15 protein-coding genes are annotated in these 19,568 nt (G+C 30.5%); 5 read left to right on the plus strand and 10 right to left on the minus strand.

The window, feature by feature from the left end; all coding sequences use genetic code 11:
* Window position 1: 1 nt before the first annotated feature.
* On the plus strand, window positions 2–736 hold the full coding sequence (locus Q0662_RS08420; RefSeq protein WP_298948749.1) for a DUF6263 family protein: 735 nt from the start codon (window positions 2–4) through the stop codon (window positions 734–736).
* 81 nt (window positions 737–817) lie between these two features.
* Here the strand turns inward: Q0662_RS08420 and Q0662_RS08425 are convergent, their stop codons facing one another.
* The 5 genes from Q0662_RS08425 to Q0662_RS08445 form a co-directional block, all read right to left on the minus strand.
* Window positions 818–2,476: a pyruvate dehydrogenase complex dihydrolipoamide acetyltransferase gene (locus tag Q0662_RS08425; protein ID WP_298948751.1), complete on the minus strand. Its 1,659-nt coding sequence runs from the start codon at window positions 2,474–2,476 to the stop codon at window positions 818–820.
* Between the two features lie 3 nt (window positions 2,477–2,479).
* Window positions 2,480–3,469: a pyruvate dehydrogenase (acetyl-transferring) E1 component subunit alpha gene (gene pdhA / locus Q0662_RS08430; protein WP_298948753.1), complete on the minus strand. Its 990-nt coding sequence runs from the start codon at window positions 3,467–3,469 to the stop codon at window positions 2,480–2,482.
* A gap of 126 nt (window positions 3,470–3,595) precedes the next feature.
* Window positions 3,596–4,267 carry a hypothetical protein gene (locus tag Q0662_RS08435; RefSeq protein ID WP_298948755.1) on the minus strand — a complete coding sequence of 224 codons (672 nt, stop codon included), beginning with the start codon at window positions 4,265–4,267 and terminating at the stop codon, window positions 3,596–3,598.
* A gap of 75 nt (window positions 4,268–4,342) precedes the next feature.
* Window positions 4,343–5,008: a M15 family metallopeptidase gene (locus tag Q0662_RS08440; protein WP_298948757.1), complete on the minus strand. Its 666-nt coding sequence runs from the start codon at window positions 5,006–5,008 to the stop codon at window positions 4,343–4,345.
* Window positions 5,009–5,011: 3 nt separating this feature from the next.
* Window positions 5,012–5,203, minus strand: a complete 192-nt coding sequence (locus Q0662_RS08445; protein WP_298948759.1) for a DUF2892 domain-containing protein — start codon at window positions 5,201–5,203, stop codon at window positions 5,012–5,014.
* A 136-nt stretch (window positions 5,204–5,339) separates the two neighbouring features.
* Here Q0662_RS08445 and Q0662_RS08450 point away from each other — a divergent pair, with 136 nt between their 5' ends.
* Window positions 5,340–5,747, plus strand: a complete 408-nt coding sequence (locus Q0662_RS08450) for a DUF2721 domain-containing protein (RefSeq protein WP_298948761.1) — start codon at window positions 5,340–5,342, stop codon at window positions 5,745–5,747.
* Window positions 5,748–5,750: 3 nt separating this feature from the next.
* On the opposite strand, the gene Q0662_RS08455 is transcribed toward Q0662_RS08450, so the two are convergent.
* Together Q0662_RS08455 and tsaD are read right to left on the minus strand one after the other, a co-directional pair.
* Complete coding sequence (locus Q0662_RS08455) at window positions 5,751–7,607, minus strand: LTA synthase family protein (protein WP_298948763.1); 1,857 nt, start codon at window positions 7,605–7,607, stop codon at window positions 5,751–5,753.
* A gap of 6 nt (window positions 7,608–7,613) precedes the next feature.
* Window positions 7,614–8,639 carry a tRNA (adenosine(37)-N6)-threonylcarbamoyltransferase complex transferase subunit TsaD gene (tsaD, locus tag Q0662_RS08460; protein ID WP_298948765.1) on the minus strand — a complete coding sequence of 342 codons (1,026 nt, stop codon included), beginning with the start codon at window positions 8,637–8,639 and terminating at the stop codon, window positions 7,614–7,616.
* 247 nt (window positions 8,640–8,886) lie between these two features.
* On the opposite strand from tsaD, the gene Q0662_RS08465 reads away from it, so the two are divergent.
* The 3 genes from Q0662_RS08465 (at window position 8,887) to gap (ending at window position 15,496) form a co-directional block, all read left to right on the plus strand.
* Window positions 8,887–13,254 (plus strand): translocation/assembly module TamB domain-containing protein, encoded by a 4,368-nt coding sequence (locus Q0662_RS08465; RefSeq protein ID WP_298948767.1) that lies wholly within the window; start codon window positions 8,887–8,889, stop codon window positions 13,252–13,254.
* 230 nt (window positions 13,255–13,484) lie between these two features.
* Window positions 13,485–14,468 (plus strand): 6-phosphofructokinase, encoded by a 984-nt coding sequence (gene pfkA / locus Q0662_RS08470; protein WP_298948769.1) that lies wholly within the window; start codon window positions 13,485–13,487, stop codon window positions 14,466–14,468.
* 26 nt (window positions 14,469–14,494) lie between these two features.
* Complete coding sequence (gene gap, locus Q0662_RS08475) at window positions 14,495–15,496, plus strand: type I glyceraldehyde-3-phosphate dehydrogenase (protein WP_298948771.1); 1,002 nt, start codon at window positions 14,495–14,497, stop codon at window positions 15,494–15,496.
* 82 nt (window positions 15,497–15,578) lie between these two features.
* Here the strand turns inward: gap and Q0662_RS08480 are convergent, their stop codons facing one another.
* The 3 genes from Q0662_RS08480 to Q0662_RS08490 form a co-directional block, all read right to left on the minus strand.
* The gene (locus tag Q0662_RS08480) at window positions 15,579–16,295 is read right to left on the minus strand and encodes a VIT family protein (protein ID WP_298948773.1); all 717 of its coding nucleotides are present in this window, start codon (window positions 16,293–16,295) and stop codon (window positions 15,579–15,581) included.
* Between the two features lie 34 nt (window positions 16,296–16,329).
* A complete protein-coding gene (locus tag Q0662_RS08485; protein ID WP_298948775.1) occupies window positions 16,330–16,710 on the minus strand; it encodes a Rid family detoxifying hydrolase in 381 nt (126 codons plus the stop codon).
* Between the two features lie 103 nt (window positions 16,711–16,813).
* The gene (locus tag Q0662_RS08490; RefSeq protein ID WP_298948777.1) at window positions 16,814–19,465 is read right to left on the minus strand and encodes a putative LPS assembly protein LptD; all 2,652 of its coding nucleotides are present in this window, start codon (window positions 19,463–19,465) and stop codon (window positions 16,814–16,816) included.
* Between the last annotated feature and the right edge of the window lie 103 nt (window positions 19,466–19,568).

Below are 19,568 nucleotides of genomic sequence, written 5' to 3' on the forward strand. Positions count from 1 at the left end.
TATGAAAAAATTGTTATTATTATTTGTTGTTGCAACTTCATTAAGTGCATTTTGTCAAGATTCTGTTTTATTAAGAGCCAACTACAATGAAGGAGATGAGTTTCTGATAGATCTAGAGCAGTCTCAAAATATGGGAGCTGCTGGTGGTATGGATATGAAAATAAAAATGAACATGTCCATTATTAAAAAAGAAGGAGATAGCTTTACAGCAGCCTCTAAAATATCTACTATTAAAATGAATATGTTGCAAGGTGGTAGGATAATGGATTTTGATTCTACTAAAAAAGAAGAAGATTTAGATGAAACAGGTAAAATGTTTAAACAACAGTTTGACCCTATGCTAAAAGCATTGATTACGACCAAAATGACTAATAGGGGTGAAGCTACAGATATAAAAGTAGAGCCAATGGCGCCAGGAATGGAAGAATTTTTAAAACAATCTAGTAGCATTAAATATCCTGAAGAAAAAGTGTCTGTGGGTAGTTCTTGGTCTACAGAGCTAAATCAACAAGGAATGAAAATTGTAACAAAGTATACAGTTTCTAAAATTATTGAAGGTAAGGTTTACTTAGATGTAACAGGAGATGTTAGTGGTATGGGTGCTGGAAAAGTTACAGGTGCTATTGTTATTGATGCAACTACTGGAGTGCAAGATACTGCAAATACAGAGGTAAAAGTGTCTGCAAATGGTGCAGAGGTTATCATAACTGCTAAAGTAAAAACAACTAAAATATAAGTTTTAAAACTTGAAATATAAAAAATGCCTTGAGAATTAATTTCTCAAGGCATTTTTAGTTTATACTAAATTTACAGGAAACTATGCTAACATTGTAACAGGGTTTTCTATAAATGTTTTTAATGTTTGTAAAAACTGCGCCCCAACAGCACCATCAACCGTTCTATGATCACAGGTTAAAGTTAAGTTCATAGTATTACCTACTACGATTTGTCCGTTTTTAACTACAGGTTTTTGTACAATAGCCCCAACAGATAAAATGGCAGAGTTTGGTTGGTTTATAATTGATGTAAAATTATCGATACCAAACATGCCTAAATTAGAAACTGTAAAAGTACTGCCTTGCATTTCTGCAGGAGTAATTTTTTTATGTCTAGCTTTACCAGCTAAATCTCTAACAGTAGCACCAATTTGGGTTAAACTCATTTGGTTGGTGTGTTTAATTACAGGTACTAATAAACCTTCGTCTACAGCAACAGCAACACCAACGTTTATATGAGAATGATAAACAGTATTATTATCGGTCCAAGAAGTGTTTACTTGTGGGTGTTTTTGTAATGCCATAGCACATGCTTTAACCACCATATCATTAAAAGATACTTTGGTATCTGGTATAGCATTAATGGTTTTTCTAGAGGCAATTGCTGCATCCATATCTACCTCTATATTTAAACTAAAGTCTGGTGCAGTAAATTTAGAATTACCTAAAGACTTAGCAATTGCTTTACGCATTTGCGAATTTTTAACTTCTTCAGATTTTTCTTCTCCAGTTACCGAAAAAGAAGGTACAGCAGCAGAAGATGCTGGTGTAGGTGTTTCTACAGAAACAGTAGCAGAAGGTGTGTAGTTTTCTACATCCTTTTTAATAATTCTACCATTTTCTCCAGAACCACTAACATCTGCTAAGTTAATTCCTTTGTCTGATGCAATTTTTTTCGCCAATGGCGATGCAAAAATTCTACCACCAGAATTATTTGTACCTGTATTTGCATTAGAAGATTTATGTTCTTCTTTGTTGTCTTGTTTGTTTTCTTTTTTGTCTTCTTTTGGAGCAGCTTTTTTGTCTGATAAAGATTTCTTTTCTGTAGGAACTCCATTTTCAATAATGCTAGAAACATCGGTTCCTTCTGGTCCAATAATAGCTAATAAACTATCTACAGGAGCAGTTTCTCCTTCTTGTACACCAATGTGTAGTAGGTTTCCCTCATAAAAAGATTCGAACTCCATAGTAGCTTTGTCGGTTTCTATTTCTGCTAAAATATCACCTTCTTCTACTGAGTCGCCTTGTTTTTTTAACCAAGTGGCTACAGTACCATCTGTCATCGTATCACTTAAACGTGGCATTGTAATTACTTGAACACCTTCTGGTATACTAGCTTCTTCGTTCGAATCTTCATCGTTAGAAGATTCTTCAGAAGAACTTTCTGTTTTATTAGATGTTTCTTCTTTTTCTTGAGATACATCATTAGCATTATTATTTAAAAGTGCAGAAATATCTTCACCTTCTTCACCAATTATTGCTAATAATTTATCAACAGGAGAGGTTTCACCTTCTTGCACACCAATGTGTAGCAAAACACCTTCATGGAAAGATTCAAATTCCATAGTAGCTTTGTCGGTTTCAATTTCTGCTAAAATATCACCTTCTTCAATTTTATCTCCAACACTTTTTAACCATTTTGCCACAACACCTTCTTCCATGGTGTCACTTAAACGCGGCATATTTACAACTGTAGCCATATTTTAACTTATAAAAGGATAATCTTCTTGTTCGTATACCATATCGTATAATTGCTGAGTTTCTGGGAAAGGAGAATCTTCTGCAAATTGCTCACATTCTTTAACTCTCGCTTTTACTTCTTTATCAATTGCAGCAATATCATCTTCAGTAGCGTAATTTTTATCTAAAATAACATCTTTAACTTGCGTTATTGGATCTATTTTTTTGTATTCTTCTACTTCATTTTTTGTTCTATAATGCTGTGCATCAGACATAGAGTGTCCTCTATATCTATATGTTTTCATTTCTAAAAATGTTGGGCCATCTCCACGTCTTGCTCTTTGTAAAGCTTCGTCTATAGCTTCTGCAACCTTAATAGGATTCATAGCATCTACAGGGCCACAAGGCATTTCGTAACCTAAACCAAGTTTCCATATATCATCATGGTTTGCTGTTCTTTCTACAGAAGTACCCATTGCATATCCATTGTTTTCACAAATAAAAATGACTGGTAATTTCCATAACATTGCCATGTTAAATGCTTCGTGTAAAGATCCTTGTCTTGCAGCACCATCACCAAAACAAGTTAAAGTAACACCATCACTTCCTTTGTATTTATCTGCAAACGCAATACCTGCTCCTAAAGGTATTTGACCACCAACAATTCCATGACCACCATAAAAACCAAATTCTTTAGAAAAAATGTGCATAGAACCACCCATTCCTTTAGAAGTTCCTGTTGCTTTTCCATACAATTCTGCCATCACCTTTTTTGGGTCTTCTCCCATACCAATGGGTTGTACATGGTTTCTGTAAGCGGTAATCATTTTGTCTTTAGACAAGTCCATAGCATGTAAAGCGCCTGCTAAAATTGCTTCTTGCCCATTGTAAAGGTGTAAAAAACCTCTTACTTTTTGTTGAATGTAAACAGATGCTAATTTATCTTCAAATTTTCTCCAAAAAAGCATTTCTCTGTACCAATCTAAATAGGTTTGTTTGGTGATTTTTTTCATTCTTAAAAATTGTTGTTCGTTTATCGTTTTAAAAACTGGAATACAAAAATAACTGTTTTACATAGAATAAAAAAACATCATTTTTTTATTTAACTCAATCGTTTTCGTAGCGTTGCTATTTCTCTGTTATTCTTCTTTGGCAATTACCAAAGTTGCTTTGGCATCTGTGGCTAAATTCCATTCATTGGATGATAGTAGCATGCCAGCATCATTATAAACTTTAAAAGCGGCTGTATTGGGGCCAGAAGTACCTTGATTTAATGCCACAAAAGAAATTTTATTGATACCTTTATTTAAGTTTATTTTAAAACTTTGATAATTTTGTTTTAATAAAACATTGGTAATTACAGGTATGTTATTAACCATAATAGTTACCCTATCTCCATCTGGATATTGAAAATCTCTACAAATAATGTTTACACTATTTGAAGTAGTTCTAAAGCTACCTAAATCTTGGTCTATTTTAGGATAAATGTATTGTCCGTTTATTTTTTTAAATGCTTTTAAAAAACGGGCTTCGTTTATTTTTTTTTGAGTTAAAATACCTTTGTTATTTAATGCGTCTTTTTTTTGTTTTTCTCTTAACTTTTCTTGCTCTTTATCATATGCTTTTTTAAAACCTTCGTTACCATTTAATTCTATAGATTTTGGTTTTTCTACAGCTTTGGTGTTTTTTAAAACAATAGCTTTTACCTTTCCTTTTTCGTTATTGCCATTACTTTTATCTAACTGCGCAAAAAAAGGTGAGCTACATAAAATGCATATAAGAAGTATAATGTTATTTTTTTTAAATATCATTGTGTTATTTATAACAATTTAGAGCAAATATAATGCCGATTTATATTGTTGGTGTTTAAGAATTGTTAAAACTATTTATTTTATAGGAAAGTTAAAGTATGTATTAGGAAAAGGTTCATTTTTAAGTGTAAAATGCCACCATTCATTTGCATAGGGTTTAAAATTATTTGATAACATAATATTTCTTAAAAGCATTCTGTTTTCGCGTTGTTTTTTTGTGATATTATTAGAAAAGGGATGCGATTTTTGACCAAAAAAATCATAAGGACTTCCCATGTCTAATTCTTTTCCTGTTTTTAAATTAATAATTGTTAAGTCTACTGTACTTCCTCTAGAATGACCAGATTTAGATGCAATATACCCTTGTTTAAATAATTCAGATTTCGAGACGGTGGGATAGTATTTAGCTTTTTTTAAAGTGTCTTGTAAAACTTTAGCCCATTTTACAAAATGATTTACGGCCTTTTGTGGTCTGTATGCATCAAAAATTTTTAAACCTAACTCTTTTTTTGATAAAATATGTTGAATTTTTTTTAAAGCCTTTGCTGTTTCAATAGTTACAATAACACAATTGCCTTCATAACCATCTATCGGTTTTCCTATGAAATTATTATTTGAAAAATAACGTAATTCACTTTTTATGCTTGAATCAATTGTTTTTAAATACACAAATTCTTTAGGTAAGTTTTGGGCAGAAAAGGACAAACTAAAGAATAAAATAATTAGAAAGTTGTATTTCATAGGCTAATTACTTTTAATTTTTTTTGATAAAGAGATGCCAAAAGTTAAATATAATGGACAAAAACTAATAAAAACAAAAATACCTACTAATACTAATAGATTAATAACCAAAGTACTAGAAGTTGCATTTGTATAAAGCACAAAACCTAAAACAAATGCGATACTAATTCTTACATTTTTGTCTACTGAACCCATTTTTTTTATGATAGCGATGTTTTAAATCTTCATAAAGTTATTAATTATTTATTTGCAATACAATATTTAAAGGGAGTTTCTAATTTTAGAATGATTTTAAATTAAAACATCAAAAATTATTACTTAATTTTGGGATATGGAACAACTAACATTAACAACGCCAGCTTTATTATTTTCTGCAATTTCTTTAATAATGTTAGCATATACCAATCGATTTTTGGCATATGCTTCTGTAATAAGAAACCTACATGATATTTATTTAGAAAAAAAAGATAAATCTTTATTAAGACAAATTAAAAACTTAAAACTGCGTTTAAATCTAACAAGATGGATGCAGATTTTTGGAATATCAAGCTTGCTTTTTTGTGTATTAACGATGTTTTTAATTTACATTAATTTCTTTTTAATAGCTGCCTATATTTTTGGTTTTGCGTTGGTATTATTAATTATATCACTTGCTTTATTAATTAAAGAAATACAAATTTCGGCTAAAGCTTTGCAACATCATATTGCAGATATAGAAGAGCATCTAGAAAAAAAGTAATAATTATTTTCTGTCTAAAAAATCTTGATAAGCATCTTGTGTAATAGCTTTACCCAAAGAATCTAACTTGTTAGCTTCATCACCATATTTTAAAATAGGCTTGTTGCTTACATAATCAAATAAGTAAAAACTCTTTTTAGTAAGTGTGCCAAAACCTTTATTAAAAATGTAATGCGCGTATTGTTTTTCTGAAGAGTTAAACAAATTTTTACCAAATTTAAAATCGGAATTATCTGCTTTTAATAAATCTAATAAGGTGTAAGCAAAATCCACTTGACTCGTCATATTGTCAATTTCGATTCCTTTTTTCTGCAAAGCACCACCTAACCAAAGCATAGGGATTTGAAACTTTTCTGGCGAAAAATATTCTCCTGTATGTTTGGGAGAGCTATGCCCATGATCTGACATGATTACAATTAAAGTGTTTTTATACCAATCTTGTTTTTTTGCAAAATTGATAAAATTACCAATAACTTTGTCAGTATATGCATGCGAGCTCCTAAAAAGATTGTCTTCAGAATCTTTGCCAAATTTATAGGTGCTATTTAATTCGTAAGGCTCATGACTTGTAGAGGTTAAAGCTACTGTAAAAAAAGGCTGAGTTTGTTTTGTGGTTAAATCGTTGGCAAAACGTTTCATAAAAACATCATCAAAAGCGCCCCATTTAGAGTTCCAATCTTTTTTATCAAACTCACTACCATCTACAATTTTAGAAACTTCAGCATTTCTTAAATAGGTATTCATATTACCAAAATTGGTATCTCCACCATAATAAAAAGAAGTTTTATAGCCTAAATTATTCATTTTTTTTGGCAACATTGGTAAACTTCTTGTTTTATTTGGCATTCGCATAATTCTTTTTACAGGAGGTGGATAATAACCACTTAAAATAGCAGGTAAACCTTTGTCTGTCCTGTCTCCATTTCCATAAAAATTTGTAAATAAAACCCCTTCTTTAGAGAGTCTGTTTAAGTTTTCTGTAACATTTGGCTCCCCACCTAATGAACCTACTACTTTGGCTGTTAAACTTTCCCAAATAATTAAAATAACATTGGGTTTTGTAGTGTTTAAAATAGAATCTGTGGTTGGTTGTAATAGTTGATTTTTTCTTTTTTTTATGATGTTTTTAGCTACATGTTTATCATAAAATTTATAAATATTTTTTCCGTTTGTTTTATGTGTAATAGTGTTAGCAAAATTCCATATAAAATTATTAGCAGCATGATTTGCAAACATTTTATTAGAAAAATACACATTACTTTGGTTTACGGGTATGGTTTGTAAGCCACCTCTAATTGGTAGTATTAATGATGCTGTTAGAATTAAAAGTAAAGGTGCTTGTGACCAATTACTGGTTTTTATTTTTAGGTGTTTTGAGTGTAGTAATTTTTTAAAAACGATAATAAACACATAGGTTGATGCAATCCAAAATAAGCTGCCAGCAATCATTTGAAAAGTAGATGCAGAAGCCAACATAACTTCTGGAGTATTTATATAGGCTAACAAAGAAGTATCTAAACGAACACCCCAAGCTTGGTACAAACTAGCGTCTATAATTAAAAATAAATTTAAAACAATAAGTACTGTTATGGTGTACCATAAGATTGTTTTATAGATTTTTTTAGCGTTGCTAAAAACGGTAACTATAGTTGCTAAAAACGGAATAACACTTAAATAGGCTGCAAAAGACGCATCTAATTGCAAACCATATAAAAAGGTTTTTAAAGTGTTTGTTAACCCTAGTTCTTTTGTTTTTTCAAAGTAAAAAGAAAGAAAAAATAATCTTGCAAAGGCAAAATAACCCATCCAAAATAAAAAATAACTAAGGTTAAATACGAGTCTGTTTTTAAAATGTCTCATAAAATTTTATTCGGTAACTTTTAAACGTGCTTTTGCGGTTACAGAAACATCAGAATAATCTTTATTTAAATATTTTAAATACCCAGAAATTGCAATCATAGCAGCATTGTCTGTTGTGTATTCAAATTTTGGTATGTAGGTAGTCCAACCCAAATGTTTTTCAGCTAGTTGTAATCTTTTTCTTATTTCTGAATTTGCAGAAACTCCACCAGCAATGGCAATGTGTTTTATATTGGTTTTTTTTACAGCATTTTTTAGTTTATCCATTAAAATTTCTACAATTGTAAATTGGATAGATGCACAAATATCATTTAAGTTTTCTTTTATAAAATTAGGGTTTATGCGCTGTTGTTTTTGAATGAAATATAGAATCCCAGTTTTTAAACCACTAAAACTAAAATCTAAATCGCCCACTTTTGGTTTGGTAAAAGGGTATGCCTTTGGGTTTCCTAATTGAGCATATTTATCTATTAAAGGACCTCCAGGATAAGGCAACCCTATGATTTTGGCAGATTTATCAAAAGCTTCTCCAACTGCATCATCTATTGTTTCTCCTAAAACTTCCATTTCAAAATAATTGGTCACTTTTACAATTTGAGTATGGCCACCACTTATGGTTAAACAAATAAAAGGAAAAGGAGGCATTTTGTTGTCATCACTTTTAATAAAATGCGCTAAAATGTGCGCTTGCATGTGGTTAACGTCTAGTAAAGGAATGTTTAAACCTAAAGCCAAAGATTTTGCAAATGAAGTACCTACTAACAAAGAACCCATTAAGCCTGGGCCTTTTGTAAAAGCAATAGCAGCTAATTGTTCTTTGCCAATATTTGCTTGGGCTAACGCTTGTTGTACCACTGGTACAATATTTTGTTGATGCGCTCTAGAAGCTAATTCAGGAACCACACCACCATATTTTGCATGCACTTCTTGGTTTGCAACAACATTACTTAATATTTGTGCGTTACAAATTACAGATGCACTAGTGTCATCGCAAGAAGATTCTATGCCTAAAATGTAAATAGGTGTTTCCATACTGCAAATTTGCACAAAATTAAGTATATTTTATAGTCATTTTCTTTTTTTACCAATAGAAATTTAATTCTTTATTAAATTTGCACGTTATTTGTATTATTTGGCAATATTTTTGTTTATTTAATTCAGTATTGCATCACCTTAAAAATAAATTATCATCAAAAAAGTAGGAAAAAAAATAGTAAAATGGTTTGGGTATTTTGTGCTCTTTTTACTATTTCTAAGTATTTTACTTTCTACTTCTTACGTGCAAACTAAGTTAGGTAAATACGTTACCCAGAACATCAACAAAACTTATAACACCAATCTAAAAATTGGAAAAGTAAACTTATCTTTTTTGGGAAGTATACAGTTAAAAGAGGTTGAAATTAGAGATCATCATAAAGATACTTTAATTTTTGTAAAAAAAATAAGTACATCTATTTTAAGTGCTAGAAAAGCTGTAAATAGTCAATTGCTATTTGACAACATTACCATAGAAAATGCCTATTATTACATGAAAACCTATAAAGGTGAAACTACAGATAATATGGGTATTTTTATTGATAGTTTTAAGAGTGATAAACCTAAAGATTCGCTTGCACCTCCATTTATTTTAAAAGCAAGCAATATTTACGTGGAAAATTTAAACTTTAGAATTACCGATCTAAATAAAGACAGAGAACTTAGATTTTCTGCTTCTAATACTGGTGGAAATTTGCAGAATTTAATTGTAAATGGAGCCGATTTTTCTTCAAATATTAGAGGTCTATATTTTAAAACAAATCAAGGTTTAAAGGTTAGTAATCTAACCACCAATTATAGCTATACTAAAACTGCAATGAACTTTAAAAATACAGTTTTAGAAACCAAAGACTCCAAAGTGATAGGAGATATTGTTTTTAATTATAAAAGAGAAGATTTAGCCAACTTTACAGACAAAGTAAAAATTACGGGAAATTTTGATAAAAGTAAATTAAAAGTACAAGATTTAAAAAAGTTTTACAACGAGTTAAGTGGTGAAGATATTATTAGTTTTTCTGGAAAAATAAAAGGTCTACTTAATGATTTCACACTTAAAAATTTAATATTATCTACACAAAAAGGAATAAAAGTAAATGGAGATTTAGCATTTAAAAATGCCGTAAACACAGAAAGAGGTTTTACCTTTAAAGGACAATTAAACAACTTAACAGCAACCTACAATGAATTAAAAAATATTTTACCCAATGTTCTAGGAAAAACTTTACCATCAGAATTTAGAAAGTTAGGGCAGTTTATAATTAAAGGAAATATATCGATAACTCCAGATAAAATGATGGCAGGCATTCGTGTAAACTCTCAAATAGGTGGTGCTGTTTCAGATCTAGAAATTGATAATATAGACGAAATTGATACAGCTTCTTATAAAGGAGATCTAGAATTGATAAATTTTGATATGGGTAAATTTTTTGAAAATTCTATTTTTGGTAAAATTTCTTTAAAAGGAGATGTAGATGGAAGTGGGTTTACATTAAACAATATTAATACCAGTTTTGTAGGTAAAATTTCTGAACTTAATTTTAATGACTATACCTACAAAAATTTAGTAGCAAATGGCGAGTATCAAAACAATAAATTTGATGGAGATTTAACCATAGATGATGAAAATTTTAAAATGAACTTTAAAGGTTTGGCAGATTTATCTTCTAAAACCCATAAATTCGATTTTACTTCTAACATTACATATTTAAACTTAAAAGAAACCAATTTATTTACAAGAGACAGCATATCTGTTGTTAAAGGTACTATTGCTCTAGATATAGAAGGTAATACTTTAGATGATATTGTTGGAAAAGCCATTTTTAAAAATGTACTTTACACAAATCAGCAACAAGAATACATTTTTAAAAAGTTCCAAGTTACATCATCTATAAAAAATAGTATAAAAACCATAGAGGTTGCCTCTAAAGACATTGCAAATGGTTTTATTTCTGGTAAATTTTCTTTTGCAGAACTACCTAATGTTGCACAAAATGCATTGGGTAGTATTTATACAAACTACCAGCCTTATGAAGTTGAAAAAAATCAGTTTTTAGATTTCAATTTTACCATTTATAATCAAATTGTAGCCGTCTTTTTTCCTGATATTTCTATAGATGATCAAACAAAAATTAAAGGAAAAATAAATTCTGATAAAGATTTATTTCGAGCAAACATTTCATCACCAAGAATAAATGCATATGGTAATGAGGTAAAAGATTTTTCTTTAATTACTGACAATAAAAATCCTTTATACAATACTTTTTTATCTGCAAATGAATTAAATACAGATTATTATAAAGTTTCTAAATTAAGGTTGTTAAACTTAACTAGAAATGATACACTTTTTTTTAAATCAGAATTTATTGGAGGAAAAAAGAAAAATGAAGACTTTAATTTAGACTTTTTCTACACGTTTAATGAAGAAGGAAAATCTGTATTAGGTTTCGAAAAATCCTCTTTTATTTTTAAAGGAAATACCTGGAATATTAACCCAGATCAGAAAAATACAGATAGAATTATATTTGATCTAAAAACCAATGAATTTAATTTTAGCCAGTTTAAACTAGTTTCAGAAGAACAAAAAATCGAATTTACCGGAAGTTTAAGAGGCGATGATGAAAAAATACTTTTAGCCGATTTTACCAAAGTAGAATTAGAAAGCTTTCTACCAGTTATAGATAGCCTATCCTTAAAAGGACAACTATCTGGTCATTTAGATTTTGTTCAAAAAGAAGGTAGCTATTTACCAGAAGCCTCTTTAAAAGTAAAAGATTTTGAAGTTAACGATTTTAAACAAGGAGATTTGTTTGTAAATGTGATTGGAGAAAATTCTTACAAGAAATACAAAGTAAATTTAGCCATAGAAAATAAAAACGTTAAAAGTATTGCAGCAAATGGTAATTTAGATTTTTCTGAAGAAAGGCCTTTAATAGACCTCGATGTTTTTTTAGAAGAATTTAAACTTGATGCTTTTAGTCCTTTAGGTCAAGATGTGTTGTCTTCTTTAAGGGGTTCTGCATCTGGTGCGTTTTCTTTAAGAGGGTTTTTAAGTAATCCAGATATGGATGGTACCCTAACTTTAGAAAATGCAGGTTTAAAATTTCCATATTTAAATGTAGATTATGATTTTCAAGGCCCATCTGTTATTACATTAGCACAACAATCTTTTATTTTAGAAAATTTTAATCTATTAGATACAAAAAACAACACTAGAGGTATTTTAAAAGGAAGTATTTCTCACTTAAACTTTAAACAATGGTTTTTACAATTAAAAATAGAAAGCGATAATTTACTGGTTTTAGATACAGATAATACAGAAGAAGCTTTGTATTATGGTTCTACTTTTATTGATGGTTCTGCAGATATTTATGGCTTAACAGATAGGTTAACCATAGATATCAACGCCAAAACAATGGCAGGTACTGTTTTTGTTGTCCCTTTAAAAGACGTTGAAACAGTAGATAGTTTTGGTTTAATTCATTTTAAATCTGATGAGGTAATTGTAGAAGAAAGGCAAAATGAAGTTGCTTTAGAGGCTCTTAAAGGTTTGTCATTAAATATTAACCTAGAGATAACTAAAGATGCTGTTGCTCAAGTGGTTATAGATGAGGTTTATGGAAGTCAACTTTCTGGTAGAGGTTCTGGTAATTTACAAATAGAAATAAATACCAGAGGTAAATTTAATATGTTTGGAGACTATGTTGTAGATAGTGGAGTGTACGATTTTAAATATGGAGGAATTGTAAACAAACCTTTTGTGATACAAAAAGGAGGTACAGTATCTTGGAACGGAAACCCTGCAGACGCCAATTTAGATGTGACTGCTGTGTATAAAGCAAAAGCAAACCCAGGTGTTTTATTAGAAAACTTTAATTCAAATAGAAATATTGAGGTAGATTTAGTAGCAAGAATTACAGGAGGTTTATTTACCTCTAAACAAGAATTAGACATACAATTAACCAATGTAGATCCAACTATTGCAAACGAGCTTGAGTTTATTTTAAATGATAATAACGTAAACGAAAAAACAACACAGTTTATCTCTTTATTGGCATTCGGTAACTTTGTAAATCCAGATAGAGTAAATTTTGATGCCAATGCCACGATTACAAGTACAGCTTCTAGTGCCATTGCAACAGCCTTTTCTAGTTTGTTAAACAGTCCAGATAGCAAATTTCAGCTAGGTGTAGATTATCAACAAGGACAAAGAGACAATGATTTAGATAGATTAAATATAGATAACCAAGTAGATTTATCTGTAAGCACACAAGTAAGTGATCGAGTTATTATAAACGGAAAAGTAGGAGTGCCTATTGGTACACAAACTCAGTCTAGTGTTATTGGAGAGGTAAAAGTAGAGGTGCTTTTAAATAAAGAAGGTAATTTTAGAAGTGTAATTTTTAATAGGCAAAACGAAATTCAATACACGATTGAAGATCAGGGTTATACCCAGGGTGTTGGTCTTTCTTACCAAGTAAACTTTAACACACTCTCTGGTTTATTGCAAAAAATTGGCTTAAAAAAGAAACTCAAACAGAACGCAAAAAAAGAGGTTTTTAAAAACTCTAAAAATACAATTGAAAACAATATTAAAAATTTTGAAGGAAATTAAGATCTAAATGAATTTTTAATTAAAAGCGATAATTACCAGGCTTTTAAATTACATTTAGGCATATTTTTAAACTGTTTTTAAAAAATTTAAAAATGATACATAAAACAGATAAAAATAAAGGAATATATAATTAAAAAAAACCTATAAAAATAAGGACGAAAACGCTAAAACGATTTCGTAATTTTATTATTTCAAGTGTTTAAAAAACAGTAATTTTACCAAAGATAAATATGAAAAAAATTAAAAAAATAGCAGTCATGACTTCTGGGGGAGACTCTCCAGGAATGAATGCAGCAATTAGGTCTGTAGTAAGGGCTTGTGCCTACTATAGAGTAAGTTGTGTAGGTATTTATAGAGGCTATGAAGGCCTTATAGAAGGAGATTTTATAGAACTTACAGCAAGAAGTGTTAATAATATTATTAACAAAGGTGGTACAATCTTAAAGTCTGCACGTTCTACAGAATTTAGAACAAAAGAAGGAAGAGCTAAGGCTTTTGAGAAATTGAAAGAAGAGGAAATAGAAGCCTTAGTTGTAATTGGAGGTGATGGTTCTTTTACTGGAGCTGTTGTTTTTAACCAAGAATACAACTTCCCAGTTATAGGAATTCCAGGCACTATCGATAACGATATTTTTGGAACATCACACACGCTTGGTTATGATACAGCACTAAATACAGCTGTAGAAGCAATCGATAAAATTAGAGATACCGCATCATCACATAACAGATTATTTTTTGTAGAAGTTATGGGCAGAGATGCTGGGTTTATCGCTTTAAATGCAGGCGTTGGTGCAGGTGCCGAAGAAATTTTAATACCCGAAGAAGACCTTGGTTTAGACCGAATGTTAGAATCTCTTAAAAAAAGTAGAAGAACAGGTAAATCTTCTAGTATTGTTGTAGTTGCAGAAGGAGATAAGTCTGGTAGAAATGTGTACGAGCTTGCACAATACGTAGAAGAAAACTTACCAGAATATGATGTTAGAGTATCTGTTTTAGGACACATGCAAAGAGGTGGTGCTCCATCTTGTTTTGACCGAGTTTTAGCAAGTAGATTGGGTGTAAAATCTGTAGAACTATTATTAGATGGCAAAACCAATTTAATGGTAGGTTTAAAAGATAACGAAGTAATAAGTACAAGCATTGCAGATGCAATAAAAGGTGGGCACGTAATCGATCAAGAACTTTTAAGAGTTTCTGATATTATGACCACGTAGAATATTAATTATATAAAGATTAAAAAATGATAAAAGTAGGAATTAACGGATTTGGAAGAATAGGAAGATTAGCATTCAGATCATCAGTATTAAGAGACAACGTGCAAGTTGTTGCAATTAATGATTTATTAGATGTAGACTATTTAGCTTACATGTTAAAATACGATTCAGTTCATGGAGCTTTTCAAGGAACTGTAGACGTAAAAGACGGTAAATTAGTTGTAAACGGAAACGAAATTAGAATTACTGCAGAAAGAGATCCAGCAAACTTAAAGTGGGATGAAGTAGGAGCAGAATATGTAATAGAATCTACAGGATTTTTCTTAACAGAAGAAACTGCAGGAAAGCATTTAGAAGCAGGAGCTAAAAAAGTAGTTTTATCTGCACCTTCTAAAGATCATACACCAATGTTTGTAATGGGTGTAAATAACAAAGAATTAAAAGCAGACCAAAAGATTTTTTCTAACGCATCTTGTACAACTAACTGTTTAGCACCAATAACTAAAGTTTTAAACGATAACTTTGGTATTGTAGAAGGTTTAATGACAACTGTACACGCTGCAACTGCAACTCAAAAAACAGTAGATGGCCCATCTATGAAAGACTGGAGAGGCGGGCGTTCTGCCATTGGTAACGTAATTCCTTCTTCTACAGGAGCTGCAAAAGCGGTAGGTAAAGTAATTCCTGCAATGAATGGTAAATTAACGGGTATGGCTTTTAGAATTCCAACTATGGATGTTTCTGTGGTAGATTTAACTGTAAAGTTAGAAAAAGCGGCTTCTTATGAAGATATTTGTGCAGCTATGAAAGCAGCTTCAGAAAGTGCAGCTATGAAAGGTGTTTTAGGATATACAGAAGATTTGGTAGTTTCTCAAGACTTTGTTGGAGATACTAGAACTTCTATTTTTGATGCCAAAGCAGGTATTGCCTTAAATGATAACTTTGTAAAAGTTGTTTCTTGGTATGATAATGAAATGGGATATTCTACAAAAATTGTAGATTTAATAGAATATGCTGCTACTTTGTAGAAAGTATATTTTATATAAAACAAAAAAACCTGATAGATTTTTCTATCAGGTTTTTTTGTTTTATATGTTTTACCATCCAATTTTAGGCAACATTTACATTAAACCAATACCCAACTAAAGCTGTAAGTCCCATAGCAATTGTGCCCCAAAATGTAATTCTAAGTACTGCTTTTATAATGCTTGAGCCACCGGTTTTGGCAGCTAAAGCACCTAATAGAATTAGAAAAAATATAGCAAAACCATAAAGAGAATATTCCATACTTTTTAAAGGGTGAAATAAAGTAACTAAAAAAGGAAGTAAACCACCAACAGTAAATGCTGCTCCAGAAGCAAATGCAGCTTGTATAGGTCTAGCTTGACTTATTTCATTAATCCCTAATTCATCTCTAATATGTGCGGCAAGTGCATCATGTTCGGTTAATTCTTTTGCAACAGTTAAGGCAGTTTCTTTTTTTAGACCTCTTTCCTCATAAATTTTTGCTAGCATTCGTAATTCTAACTCGGGCATTTCTTTTAGCTCTTGCTTTTCGCGTTCAATATCGGCATTTTCTATGTCAGTTTGAGAACTTACAGAAACATATTCTCCAGCAGCCATAGATAAAGCTCCAGCCACTAGTCCTGCTAAAGTTGCTAAAATAATAGGTTCTCTAACATCACTTGCTGCAGCAACACCAATAGCAATACTTGCAGTTGATAAAATTCCGTCGTTTGCTCCAAGAACAGCGGCTCTTAACCAATTACTTTTGTGTATGTAATGATTTTTTACATAGCTGTCTATATTGTCTATTTTTTCTGCCATTTATTCTGATGTTTCAATGATATACTACAAAAGCTTATTTTACAGCAATCATACTAATTTCTACATTTACAAACTTAGGTAAATTAGCAACCTCTAAAGTTTCTCTTGCGGGTGCTGTTTCATTATCAAAATACTCTCCATAAATTCTATTGATTTCAGTAAAATTATTCATATCAGAAATAAAAATAGAAGATTTAATAACGTTTTCAAAAGTCATTTTAGCAGCTCCTAATACAGCTTTTAAGTTTTCCATTACCTGCTTTGTTTCCATACAGATATCGCCTGTAACTAATTTTCCAGATATTGGGTTTAGGGCAATTTGACCAGAAGTATATAAGGTATTTCCTGTTAAAACAGCTTGATTGTATGGGCCTATTGGAGCAGGTGCATTTTTTGTAGTGATAATAGTTTTCATGTTTTTTGGTTTTTTTGATAACTATAAAATTAAAATTTTTAGGTTATTTTTAAACAAAAAAGATAATTTCAAAAAGTTTTGTTTTCCAATTTCCAACTTCCAATTAGAACAGTCTTCTATCTGGAGGTTTGTTTTTATCCCATTTTAAATCTGATAATACAGATGATTTTACACCAATAAAAAATGTGTAAGAAGAATTGGTTCCAAAAGGTACCCAATTAAAATTAAAATTCCAACTATCTAAGTCTCTAGAAAAATTAAATCTAGAAAAAGTAAAAGCACCATTTTTAAAATCGTAACCAGAAGAATAACCTAAACTCCATTTAGGAGAAAGTTCTAAATTACCACTAAACATAATACTATGTACACCAATTTGCCCACCATCCAAACCGTTATTTGTATAGTTGGTAGAGTAGGCTAAATTAATAGACCAAGGCACTTCTGCTTGATATAATTTTGCAGTTTTGTCTTTATTTTTATCATTGTCTGGCGCTGCACTTTTGTTTGTATTTCCAAATTCATCTCTATTATTGGGGTTTATGGTAGCTCCAATAACATCAGAAGTGTTGTTTGGGTCTCTATTATTTTCTTTTTTTCCTCCTTTTTTATCCTTTTTAAAATCGGTACTAGAAATTGAGTAGTTTGCAGTTAGACTTGCGTTGGTTAATCTTAATATGTTAGAGTTAAATTCATTAATTCTAGCAGTACCACCAGAAGCTGTTCTAACTACTTTGTATGGGTCTAAAGAACCACTTAAGTTAATCGCTAACTTGTCTTTAAATAAACGAGTTCCAGCAGAAAAACTAACGGGAGACCAACGTAAACTATCTGCGGCAATATTATAAGAGGTGTTAAAGTTTAAATTATTTAAAAGTGTAATTTTTTCATCTTCTTCATCATCACTTTCTGGATCTTTGGGGGCTACTTTTGCCTCTAGAACGTTGTTTAAACTTATACCAATAGAATTGCTTAAACCAGAAGAAGGAGCTCCAAAAAGACCTCTGTCAAAGGCAGTATATTCTTCAAAATCATTAGGTTCATTACTAGCTCTAACTTGCTGAATATATTTATCTTTAAAATCGGGCCTGTAAGAATAAGAAATAGAGGGTCTAAAGGTATGTCTTATCCCTTTTAATCTTCCTTTTTTAAAGTTGAAAGTACCGTAAATATTCGTAGATAAACTAACTCCAGTATTGTATTCTCTGTAACTTTTAAAACCCCTTAAAGTATCTGTTACAACTACATTTTCTCCAGCATCATAATTCTTCTGAATATAATCAAACTGCCAAACTTCTTCGTAGCTCGCGTTTGGTGATACTGTAAAATATTTAAATGCCTTAAAGTTGGTGCTTGTGCTAGTTTTATGTTGCATGCCTGCTCTAGCAGTTTCAAACATTTTAGCAGTTAAAAACTCATCATCTGTTGTGTTAATTAAGTATTTACCATCTAAAATATAGTTAAACCCCATTTTTTGTATGGCGTTTTTCTTCACTCCATCTTTTCCTGCAAAAGGAAAAACACGATTCATATTTAATGTTAAAGAAGGCAAGGTCATTGTAATTTCTTCTGTGTTGGTGTTTTGTTGATGTGTTGCAGTAACATTCATATTAAATGGAGTGCCAACAAAAGTTTTACTATAATTTATAGAAGAGTTAAATGTATTGGTTTGTGTTTGAGCAACATTAAACTGATTTTGAGATTGCCTAAAAAACTTGCTACTTCCTAAGTTTACAGAAGCTGTAAATCTAGAATTTGGGCTTGCTTTCTGGTCTTGGTTGTGTGACCATCTTATGTTAAAATTATTGTTTTTACTAAAATCATCAAAACCTCTAATACCGTTTATATTATTTTCGAAACTAAAATTAAATCTACCATTAAATCGATATCTTTTGTTATAACTAGAATTGGCTCGTAAGCCCCAACTACCGTTAGAATAAGCATCACCAGTAACAGCTAAATCTATATAATCACTTATAGCAAAATAATAGCCACCATTCTGTATACCAATACCTCTGGCACTACTACCCGTATCAAAAGCAGGAATTAAAAAACCAGAAATACTAGTTTCTGTTATGGGAAAATATGCAAAAGGTAAAAATAAAGGTGTTGGTATGTCTGCAATATATAGCTGACTTCCACCTACAATAATTTTTTTACCAGGTACTATTTTTGCTTTATTTGTACCAATATAATAATCTGGGTTCTTTTTTTCTGAAGTTGTAAATTTAATTTTTCTGATATATAAGGTAGAGTCGTTTACTCGTTTAGTTTTTTCACCATAAGTAAACATTTCACCTTGTTTTGTTTTTAAACCATAAATTATGGTTTTTTTACTTTTAAAATTGTAGATGATAGAGTCTTGTTCAGATTCTTCATTACCTTGTTTAAAAACAGGTCTTTGTACATAGCCTGTACTGTCTATAATTCCTTTAGCAAATAAGGTGTTTTTCTTATAATCTATTTTTATAATTCCCGACTTTAAATCGATATTAGTATAAGTAATATTGGCTTCGTTATAAAGTGTTACAGTTTTATTTTTAGCATCTTGCACCGTGTAATCTGTTGCAATATGTGTAATAAGATCTTCTATACTTTCTTTAGGTTTTATAGTATCTAAACCTATAGTGTCTCTTTTTTTAATAATTACAGAATCTTGTCTGGCTAAAAGTTTTTCTTTAGTTGTACTAATTGTATCTTTTGTAACTATCGGGATTATTGTTTTTTTAGTAGATTTAATGTCTTGACAATAAACCATCTTGGTAAAAAACAAGCAGCAAAATAAAAGTAGGTATGATAGGTTTGTTTGCAATGCTATAAATACTATTTTTGTCTATGATTAAAAATGTGGTGCAATATTT

The organism is uncultured Polaribacter sp. (genome assembly GCF_947503855.1).
In the GTDB taxonomy this organism is placed as follows: domain Bacteria; phylum Bacteroidota; class Bacteroidia; order Flavobacteriales; family Flavobacteriaceae; genus Polaribacter.